Annotated in this window: 8 protein-coding genes; 4 read left to right on the top strand and 4 right to left on the bottom strand. The window is 74.4% G+C overall.

Annotated elements, in window-relative coordinates; translation table 11 throughout:
• Positions 1–143 precede the first annotated feature (143 nt).
• Together ACFWEJ_RS23105 and ACFWEJ_RS23100 are read right to left on the bottom strand one after the other, a co-directional pair.
• A complete protein-coding gene (locus tag ACFWEJ_RS23105) occupies positions 144–1,493 on the bottom strand; it encodes an ABC transporter substrate-binding protein (protein ID WP_377231527.1) in 1,350 nt (449 codons plus the stop codon).
• 75 nt (positions 1,494–1,568) lie between these two features.
• On the bottom strand, positions 1,569–2,555 hold the full coding sequence (locus ACFWEJ_RS23100) for a LacI family DNA-binding transcriptional regulator (protein WP_377231526.1): 987 nt from the start codon (positions 2,553–2,555) through the stop codon (positions 1,569–1,571).
• Positions 2,556–2,766: 211 nt separating this feature from the next.
• Between ACFWEJ_RS23100 and ACFWEJ_RS23095 the strand changes: the two genes are divergently transcribed.
• The 4 genes from ACFWEJ_RS23095 (at position 2,767) to ACFWEJ_RS23080 (ending at position 7,825) form a co-directional block, all read left to right on the top strand.
• A complete protein-coding gene (locus ACFWEJ_RS23095; RefSeq protein ID WP_377231525.1) occupies positions 2,767–3,753 on the top strand; it encodes an ADP-ribosylglycohydrolase family protein in 987 nt (328 codons plus the stop codon).
• The gene (locus ACFWEJ_RS23090) at positions 3,750–4,757 is read left to right on the top strand and encodes an ADP-ribosylglycohydrolase family protein (RefSeq protein WP_377231524.1); all 1,008 of its coding nucleotides are present in this window, start codon (positions 3,750–3,752) and stop codon (positions 4,755–4,757) included. The genes ACFWEJ_RS23095 and ACFWEJ_RS23090 overlap by 4 nt, the downstream gene beginning before the upstream one ends.
• A 79-nt stretch (positions 4,758–4,836) precedes the next feature.
• Entirely contained in the window at positions 4,837–6,489 is a 1,653-nt protein-coding gene (locus ACFWEJ_RS23085; protein WP_377231523.1) for an FAD-dependent oxidoreductase, read from the top strand.
• Positions 6,490–6,553: 64 nt separating this feature from the next.
• Entirely contained in the window at positions 6,554–7,825 is a 1,272-nt protein-coding gene (locus tag ACFWEJ_RS23080; RefSeq protein WP_377231522.1) for a sensor histidine kinase, read from the top strand.
• A 4-nt stretch (positions 7,826–7,829) separates the two neighbouring features.
• On the opposite strand, the gene ACFWEJ_RS23075 is transcribed toward ACFWEJ_RS23080, so the two are convergent.
• Together ACFWEJ_RS23075 and ACFWEJ_RS23070 are read right to left on the bottom strand one after the other, a co-directional pair.
• Positions 7,830–8,441 carry a TetR/AcrR family transcriptional regulator gene (locus tag ACFWEJ_RS23075; protein ID WP_377231521.1) on the bottom strand — a complete coding sequence of 204 codons (612 nt, stop codon included), beginning with the start codon at positions 8,439–8,441 and terminating at the stop codon, positions 7,830–7,832.
• A gap of 86 nt (positions 8,442–8,527) precedes the next feature.
• Positions 8,528–9,874: FAD-dependent monooxygenase (locus ACFWEJ_RS23070; RefSeq protein ID WP_377231520.1), on the bottom strand; the 1,347-nt coding region annotated here is incomplete at its 5' end.

Here is a 9,874-nt window from a genome sequence, read left to right as displayed (position 1 = left end):
CGACTACGGGGGGCCGGTTCTTGTGTTTATCCCCCCCGGCCCGGGCCCCCCGGCGCCGGCCCCGGGCGGCCCGCCCGCGGTCCGCGACGCACCGGGGCCGCCGCCAGCGCGGTCCCGGTGGTCGCCGTCTCGGTGGTCACCCGTCAGTCCCCGGTCTGGGGGGTGAACGGGGTCAGGGTGGCACCGGCCTCGAACTCCTCGTCGAACACGTCCTGCATCCCGGACAGGTACTGCTCGGCGGTGCTGTCACCGGTCACGACCTTGTCGAACTCGGTGATCAGGTAGGAGTCGGTCTTGGGCGGGAAGAACGTCCAGGTCGCGTAGCCCACGTTGGTCGACTCGGGGATCTGGCTGTAGAGCTGGACCGTGCGCTCGTCGACCTCCTCGGGGAACTGGTCGGCGCTCACGGCCAGCGGCGGCGGGTTCTCACCCGTGGCCGCGGTGTAGGACAGCGCCCGGTCGACGTCGCCGGCCACGTGGTCGATGAACGACGCCGCGGCGTCGGGGTCGGCCGAGTCGGCGCTGACGGACAGCGCGGTGCCGATCGCCAGGGGGAACACGCCGGGCTCGACCGCGTCGCTCAGCGACGGCAGGGGCGCCCAGCCCCACACCGACGGGTCCTCGAAGACCTCGGAGAGGGAGTTGAACGACCAGGTGCCGCTCAGGTACATGGCCGTGGTCCCGTTGGCCAGGCCGGTCACGTTCGCGGTGTCGTCGGTGGTGAAGTAGGACTCCGCGCCGCCGGCCAGCCAGCCCTTGTCGATCCAGCCCTGGATCAGCTCGATCGCGGAGACGAACTCCGGGTCGGTGAACTTGGCCTCGCCGGTCAGCACGTCGTGGATCTTCTCGGGCCCGACCGCCGCGTTGAGGACGGCCGTGACGAGCCACTCGCTCATGCCCTGGTAGCCGGAGTTGCCGCCGCCGAGCGGCACCATGCCGGCCTCGTCCGCCTCCTTGGCGATCTTCTCGAACTCCGCCAGCGTGGTCGGCGGGGTCCAGCCGTGCTCCTCGAAGACCTCGGTGTTGTAGTACAGGACCATCGACCCGTAGCTGGCCGGGACCGACGAGACCTTGTCGTCGACGGTGCTGAGCTCGTAGGCCCAGGGCAGGAACGTGTCCTTCCAGCCGTACTCGTCGGCGTACTCGTCCAGCGCGATCGTCCGGTCCGCGCGGGCGAAGTCGGAGGCCGACGACGGGCCGTCCGAGTACACGATGTCGGGGGCCTGGCCGGCCGAGACCGCGGTGTCGGTGAGCTGGCCGATGGTGGTCAGCTCCTTGACCTCCATGTCGACCTGCACGTCGCTCTCCGCGTTGAACGAGTCGACGAAGATCTCCTGGAACGCCTCCTCGGTGGTCGGCGCGTAGAACGCGCCCCAGTAGGTGACCTCGCCGTTGCTGCCGCTGCTGCCGCCGCCGCTCACGCAGCCGGCCAGGGCGACCGACAGCGCGGCGGCGAAGCCGACAGGGGCCAGTACGTGCTTGGTGATTCTCAAGGTTCTCGTGTCTCTCTCGCGAGGGTGGATGGTGCCTGGCGGATAGAGCAGGTGGAACGAACTGCGGGGGTGCGGTCAGGTCGAGTCGCGCACGATGAGACGGTTGGACAGGCCCACGGCGCGGGTCACCTCGGTGACCTCGCCGTCGAGCCGCTCCAGGAGCAGGCGCGCGCACGCGCGCCCGATCTCGCGGGCTGGGTTCTCGATGGTCGTCAGCGGCGGGCTGACCAGGGACGCCGCGTCGATGTCGTCGTAACCGGTCAGCGCCACGTCCTCGGGCACGCGCAGGCCGCGGACCCTGGTCGCGTCGAGCACGCCGATGGCGATCAGGTCGTTGGCCGCGACGATGGCGTCGGGCTTGTCGTCCCGGTCCAGCAGCGCGGCGGCGCCGTCGCGACCGCCCTGGCGCGTGTACCGCGTGAACACCACGTCGTCGTCGCGCAGCGGCAGGCCCGCCGCGCGCAGGGCGGACTGGTACCCCTCCAGGCGCTGCTGGGTGGGGATCACCGACTCCTCGCCGCCGAGGAAGGCGATACGCCGCCGTCCGCGCGCGATGAGGTGCGCCGTGACGTCGCGGGCGCCGCGGACGTCGTCGCTGTGCACGTAGTCGCCGCCGCCGGGCGGCTCCTCGCCGAGGGTGACGAACGGGATCCCGGCGTCGTGCAGCTCCGCGAGGCCCGCCGCGGGGATGCCGAACGGCGCGGCGACCATCGCGTCGACGCGGCGCGACAGGAGGCGGTGGATGGCGCTCGTCGACCGGTCCATGCCGCTGGCGTCGGTGACGGTCAGCAGGATGTCGCGGGGCACGAGCACGTCCTGCATGCCGGCGGCCACCAGCGGGTAGAAGGGGTTCTCCAGCGTCGGGACGATCAGGGCGATCGTGCCGGTGCGACCGCCGCGGAGCTGCGACGCGCCGGGGTGGGCGCGGTACCCGAGGTGCGTGATCGCTGCCTCCACCCGGGCCCGGGTCGCGGCCGAGACGGGCCGGTTGCCGGAGACGACCTGAGAGACCGTCGACATGCTCACGCCCGCGACCTCGGCCACCTCGCGTATTCCGACCATCACCCGCTCCTCGTCGACCCGTCGTTCGCCTCAGCATGCGCAAAAGGTTTTGGAGTAGCATCCTGCAAAGTCACCCTGTGATGCAAGACACAAGCGCAAATAGGTGCGCAAACACCTCGGCGCCACGCATGCTCAGCCTGCTTGCTGCATGCAAAACGTTGCGTTCTGCGGCAACGAAGCCGGAGAAATGACAGCGGAAGACCGGAGGAGCATGAACAACGACCGTGCGCGCGGAGCGCTGCTCGGCCTGGCGATCGGCGACGCCATGGGCGCACCGACCGAGGGCATGACCCTTCCCGCGATCCGCGAGAAGTGGGGCCGGGTGCGCGGCTTCGTCGACCCCGACGCCGCCGGGACCGACGACACCGAGTACGCCGTCCTGTGCGCCCGTGGCGTGCTGCGGGCCGGCGCGGACCTGACGTCCGAGGTGGTCGCCGACACGTGGCTGGAGGCGCTGGAGGCGCAGCGCACCGGGTTCAACCGCGCGGGCTTCAGCGAGATGATCGCGATCGCCAACCTCCACGCGGGCATGGCACCGCCCGCCAGCGGGCAGCGCAACGCCGAGACGTGGAGCGACGGCGCGGCCATGCGGGTCGCCCCGATCGGCGTCTACGCCGCCGGCGACCCCGCGCTCGCGATCCGGATGGCCCGCGCCGACGCGCAGGTCAGCCACTCGCGCGACGGCATCTGGTGCGCTCAGGCGATCGCCGCCGGGGTGGCCGTCGCCATGGTCGAGGACGACGTCGACCCCGTGCTGGACGCCATGCTCGCCGCGATGCCCGCCGACTCCTGGTCGGCCCGCACGGCCCGCCGCGCGCTCGACATCGCGGCCCGCGCCGGCTCCCCGGAGGAGGCCGAGGAGGCCCTCTTCGAGACGATCCCCCTGCGGCACTACATGTGGGCCGACGTCGCCCCCGAGGCCGTGGCGCTGACCATCGGCCTGCTGCGGGCCAACGACGGCGCGACGAGCGTCATCGAGTCGGGTGTCAACATCGGCCGCGACTCCGACACGATCGCGGCGATGGCCGGCGCGGTCGCCGGCGCCCTGCACGGGCAGAGCGCGTTCGACCCGGCGCACGTGGCCCAGGTGCGGTCCGTGACGGGCCAGTGCATCGCCGCGACGGCCGGCACCGACCTGGTGGACCTGGCCGACGCGCTGGCCGGGCGTGCGGCCGCGGACAAGGAGGACCGAGCATGACCCACCGTCTCGACCGCGCCGTCGGCGCCGTGCACGGGCTGGCGCTGGGCGACGCCCTCGGGGCGCCGGCCGGCGAGCACCGGACCGTCCGCGACCCGTGGGTGCGGCAGATGCTCCGCAAGGGGGCGCTGGAGCTGGACGAGTCCCGGGTGCTGCGCCCGGTGGTGCCGTTCGTCCTGACCGCCGTGGACTCGCCGTCGCTCGTGGCGACGGACGACACCGAGACGTTCGCGGTGGCCGCCCGGGTACTGCTGGAGGCCCCGGGGTGGGACCAGGACGGCCTGTTCGACACCTGGCGCGCCCTGCTCGACACCCCCGACACGTGGACCGGCGCCGCGCAGCGCTCGGCGCTGCTCAACGCGGCGGCCGGGCTGCGCCCGCCCCACACCGGGGCCGACAACCCGGCGTTCTACGACGACACGGCGCTGCCGGGGGCGCTGGCCGTGGCGATCGCCACCGCCGACCCGGCGTCGGCGGCCGGGCTGGCGCGCACCTACGCGACGATCACCCACGACGCCGTCGGGGTCCACGCGGCCGCGGCGTTCGCCCGCCTCCTGGGCCACCTGCTCCAGGGTGCGGCGATCGGGGACGCCCTGGGCGCCGTCGACGAGGACCTCGCGGCCGACGACTGGCTCGCCGACGGCGTGCGCGACGCGCTGCGGATCGCGGCCGAGGCGCGCTCGCCCTTCGCGGCGGTCCCGCCGCTCGTGGCCCGGTTCGCCCCGCGCACCTACAGCCACCCCGGCACGGTCGCCGAGACCCTGCCGCTCGCCGTGGCGATCCTCGTGCTCGCCGACGGCGACCACGAGACGGCGCTGCCCCTGGCGCTGTCGGTCACCCGGCACCAGGACAGCCTGCCCGCGCTGGTCGGCGCGCTGTGCGGCGCCGCGGGCAGCGCGCCGGAGGCGGCGGACCTGGACGTGCTGCACGGCGTCACGGTCCCGGCCGTCGCCGGGCGGTCGCTCGCCGCGCTCGCGACGGCGCTCGACGAGCGGCAGGCCTGACGCCGGCCCTCGCGCCCGCCCCACCGTGGGCAGGGGGCCGGCGATATCCTGGCCCCCTGCCCCGCGGAGGAAGGCTGAGATGACCACGACCGACCAGCAGTTCACCGATCCGGCGCTCGACCTGCGGTTCACCGACGCCCAGTGGCAGAAGCTCGTCGCCCACGCCACGCCGCGTGACGTCGAGCGCGGCGACTACGTCTTCCGGTCGGGCGAGCGCGACTACCCGATGGTCCTGGTCGAGTCCGGCGAGATCGAGGTGGTGCGCGACGCGCTGCGCTGGGTCGGCGAGGAGGTCGTCGCCACCATGGGGCCGCGGTCGTTCGTCGGCGAGCTGGGGCTGCTCAACGGCCAGAGCGCGTTCCTCTCGGCGCGGGCGACCGGGCCGGGCCGCGTCTGGTTCCTCGCCCGCCCGGACCTGCGCCGCCTCCTGGCGCAGGAGGACGAGCTCGGCGACGCCGTGCTGCACGCCCTGTGGGCCCGGCGGGAGCTGCTGCGGCGCGGCCCGGCGGCGCTGACCCTCAAGTTCGTGGGGCTGGAGGCCTCGGGGGAGTACCTCGCGCTGCGCCGGTTCGCCGAACGCCTCGACCTGGTGCACACCGCCGTCCCCCTCGACCCGGACAGCGCTCTGACGCACCCCCTGCACAACGAGTACGCCGTCGACGACCTGCCCATCGCCTTCGTCCAGGGCGAGCCGATCCTGCGGGCGACGCCCGGGATCATCGCCGAGCAGCTCGGGCTGAGCTACGAGGCCACCGACGAGGACGCCGTGGACCTCGTCGTGATCGGCGGCGGCCCGGCCGGCCTCGCGGCGTCGATCTATGCCGCGTCGGAGGGGCTGAGCACGCTGCTGCTGGAGGCGATCGCCCCCGGCGGGCAGGCGGCGTCGACGTCCCGCATCGAGAACTTCCTCGGCTTCCCCTTCGGGGTCAGCGGGGGTGCCCTCATCGGGCAGGCGACGCTCCAGGCCATCAAGTTCGGGGTGCGGGTCTGCGCCCCGTGCGAGACGGCGGCGCTCGCCCCGGCCGGCGACGAGCTCGCGGTGACGCTCACCGACGGCCGGGTCATCCGCGCCCGCGCCGCGATCGTCGCGTCGGGGGCGGCCTACCGCAGGCTCCGCCTGGAGCGCTGGGCGGACTTCGAGGGGGCCGGCATCCACTACGCGGCCACCCCGCTGGAGCTCAAGCAGGTCACGGAGTCGCCTGTGGTCGTCGTGGGCGGGGCCAACTCCGCGGGCCAGGCCGCCCTGTACCTCGCCGCAAACGGGTGCCCGGTGCACCTGGTCGTCCGGGGCAGCGACCTGGGCGCGCGGATGTCCTCCTACCTGGTCGACCGGCTCGTCGAGGACCCGCGCATCCAGGTGCACCGCGAGTCGAACATCGTGGGCCTGGACGGCAACGGGCACCTGGAGTCCGTCGCGATCGACACCGCCGGCCAGGTCGCGGCGCGGGGCCTGTTCTGCTTCATCGGCGCCGAGCCCGCGACGTCCTGGCTCCCGGCGCTCGACCGGGACCCGGCAGGGTTCATCCGCACCGGGGCCGACGTCTCGGCGGAGGCGCTGGCGCAGTGGCAGCCGCTCGGGCGCGGCCCGCTCCCGTTCGAGACCTCCGTGCCACGCGTCTTCGCGGTCGGCGACGTACGCCGGGGCTCGATGAAGCGCGTGGCCGCCGCCGTCGGCGAGGGGTCCAGCGCCGTCGCGTCGGTGCACCAGGTGCTCGGGGTGCCCGTCGCCTGACCCCGCCGGTGGGGCGCGTCGCCGGCCCGGTCCGTGACATGTGTCATGCCCGTAGCCTGGGCGGATGAGCATCCAGCCCGACTACGCGGCCGCGTCGGCGGGTGCCGCGTCGGCGGCGTCCGCGGCCGCCGAGGCCCGCAGTGCGGTGCGGCTCACCCGGAACATCACCGCGACGTGGTGGTACATGGCCGTCGCGATCGTGGTCTTCGAGCTCATGCTCGTGGTCGTCTCGGTGGAGACCCTCGTCCGGAGCGGCGTCGGTACCGCCGAGGTCGCGGCCGTCGGAGTCGGCGGGCTGCTGTGGTGGCTGGCCACGCTCGTACCCCTGGCCGACTACCGCCGCCGGACGGACGCCGCGCCGCTGCTGGTCTGGCGCCGGCACGGCCCGGCGCTGCTCATCGGCCTGGCCTACGGGCTCGCCGCCGGCCTCGTCACCGACCTGTGGGTGCTGGGCGCCCTGCCCGTGATCCAGGCGGCGATGCTGCTGAACTGGCCGCCGGGCGTGCGGTTCCGCGTGGTGCTGGCGGCGACCGCCCTGCTCGTGGCGCTGTCCCTGATCGACTCCGCCGTCGTCCTGGAGGAGACCGGTGGCGCGGGCTGGGCACAGCTGGTCTTCCTGGCCGCCACGCTGCCGGCCGTCACCGTCTCGTCGCTGTGGTGGTGGGACGTGCTGGTCGCGCTCGACCGCGCCCGCGCCTCGGAGGCGCGGCTCGCCGCGACGCAGGAGCGCCTGCGGGTCGCCACGGACGTGCACGACCTCCAGGGGCACCACCTCCAGGTGATCGCGCTCCAGCTCGAGCTCTCCGAGCGGCTCATGCCGCACGACCCGGAGGCAGGCCTGGAGCAGCTACGAGCCGCGCGGGTCAGCGTGGACGCCGCCCGGCAGGGCACGCGCGACCTGGCCACCCGCTTCCGCTCCGTCCCGCTGCCCGACGAGCTCGCCAACGCCGTCGACCTGCTGCGCGCCGCGGGCACGGACGCCGCGGCGACGGTGGACCCGGACGCGGCGTCGGCCCCGGCGTCCGCCCTGGGCCCGGTGATCCGGGAGACGACGACGAACGTGCTGCGCCACGGCGGCGGGCGCCGGGCCCACCTCAGCCTGACGCGGGCGGACGGGGTGTGGCGCTACGAGATCTCGAACGACGTCGCGGCCACCGCCACCGCCGTCGCCGGGGACGGCGGCGGCGCGGGGCTGGACGGGATCGCGCGCCGGGCGGCGGAGGCGGGCGGCCGGCTCGACGTGCGGCGCTGGGACGAGACCTTCACGGTCGTCGTCACGGTTCCGGCGGACACCGAGTCCGACGCAGTCCCTGCTCCCGCCGACGACGCCGGCTGATCCGTCAGGGGCGGACGCCCGGCTCCACGCCGGCGGTGATCGTCTCGACGACCTCCCGGACGGCCGAGGCGTCGGGGAGCGCGCCGACCTCGCCGGCGAACAGCAGGTGGCCGGTGCCGATCAGGGTGAGCGCGAGCGTGGCGACGTCGGTCTCCGCCGTGATCCGCCCGCTGCGCTGCTCGGCCTCCAGGTAGGCCCTGAGGAAGGTGCCCGCCTCGGTGAGGAGAGGGATGCCGGGCGTGCCGGTCGCCCGCAGCCTGGCGCGGAGGTCGTCGCGGGCGATCACGACGCTCACCAGCCGGAGGTTCACCGGCGTGAAGATGCGGGTGAGCGCCTCGGACACGCCGTCGGCGAGCGTGGCCGGCCGGGCGTCCGGGCCGGCGTCGTCGGTCAGCGCGGCGAGGTCGGCCTCGACCTGGGCGATGCGGTTGCGGACCAGCTCGGCCAGGACGTCGTCGAAGTCCGCGAAGTGGCGGTAGAGCACGCCCTTGGCGACCCCGGCCTCGTCCGTCACGGAGCGGCTGGTCAGCCCGCCCGCGCCGTCGCGCACCAGGACCCGCTCCACGGCGGCGAAGAGCTGCGCGCGTGCGTCGGGGAGGGCGACACCTGTCGGCATGGTCCTCCTCCGGGCGGCTGGCGCAGGGCGTTCGACCACGGGGGTGTGGGCGCCTGGTCACTGTATCGCCGGCGGCGCCCGCCGACCTAGCTGCCGCCCAGTCGTTCGAGGTAGCCGGACACCGACCGGTCGTCCCAGTCGCCTCCCGCGAGGGCGACGTAACCGTCGGGGCGCACCAGCACCAGGCCGTCGCCCTCGACGCCGTAGAGGTCGTGCGCCTCGCCGGCGGCGAGGATCCGGTGCACGCGGACCTCGCCGTACGCGCCGTCGTCCACGGGGGGCACCGGCCGGGAGCCGAACACCAGCAGCGTGAGGTGCGTGCCGCGGAACAGGTCGAAGAGCCGCACGCTCTCCCCGGTCGCCGGGTCGACGACCCGGGCGTCCGGGGCGCGGTCGCCGGCGCGGACGCCCAGCGCCTCGTCCAGGTCGCGGGCCAGGCTGCCGCCCCGGTAGGTGACACCGAGCTGGCTGACGTCGCTGAACGGGTCCCGGCCCTGGAACGTGCCGACCATGCGCTCCGAGACGCGCGCGGTGTCGGAACCGGTCCAGTACCTGCCCCGGGCGGTGGTCGAGGCCAGCACGTGCTCGGCGACCGGCAGGCGCTCCTCCTCGTACGTGTCCAGCAGCGCCTCGGGTGCGCCGCGCAGCACGCGCGCGAGCTTCCAGCCCAGGTTGTACGCGTCCTGCACGCCCGTGTTCATCCCCTGGCCGCCGGCCGGGGTGTGCACGTGGGCGGCGTCGCCCGCCAGGAGGACGCGACCGGTCCGGTAGCGGTCCACCATCCGGATGTTGACCTGGTACACCGAGAGGTAGACGGGGTCGCGGAACCGCACCCCGGGCAGCCCGACCCGCTGCGCGAAGATCTCGGCGAAGGTCTCCACCGACACCGCGGACGCCCCCGCGCCCTCGTCGGCCGGCAGCGGCGCCGTGAAGAACCACGTGCCGCTCCGCGGCATCGGCGACAGCGTGAGCATCCCGCCAGGTCCCTGGGCCCACATGTGCGCCACCGAGTCGTCCAGCCCGTCGACGCCGAGGTTCCCGAACAGCATCCGCTGCCGGTCCCACGTCTCGCCCAGGAAGCTGATCCCCGCCTGCTTGCGCACGGTGCTGCCGCCGCCGTCGCAGCCGACCAGGTAGCGCGCCCGGATCTGCTCCCGGCGCCCGCCGACCAGCACGGACGCCGTCACGCCGTCGTCGTCCTGAACGAGCCCGACGAGCTCGGTGCCGAGCTCCACCCGCGTGCCGAGCGAGGCGAGCCGCTCGCGCAGCGCCGCCTCGGTGTGCTGCTGGCCCACCATCAGGCTGCCGGGGTAGGGCGCGCCCGGAACCGGGGGAGCGTCGTACAGCACCGCCTCGCGCACCACGTTCCCGGCGGCGTCGTAAAAGCGGGTGGGGGCCGGCGCCTCGGCGTGCTCGGCCAGGCGGCCGAGCAC

The sequence above is a fragment of the Promicromonospora sp. NPDC060204 genome (assembly GCF_042728455.1).
In the GTDB taxonomy this organism is placed as follows: domain Bacteria; phylum Actinomycetota; class Actinomycetes; order Actinomycetales; family Cellulomonadaceae; genus Promicromonospora.
This window is presented reverse-complemented; position numbering and strand designations above follow the sequence as displayed.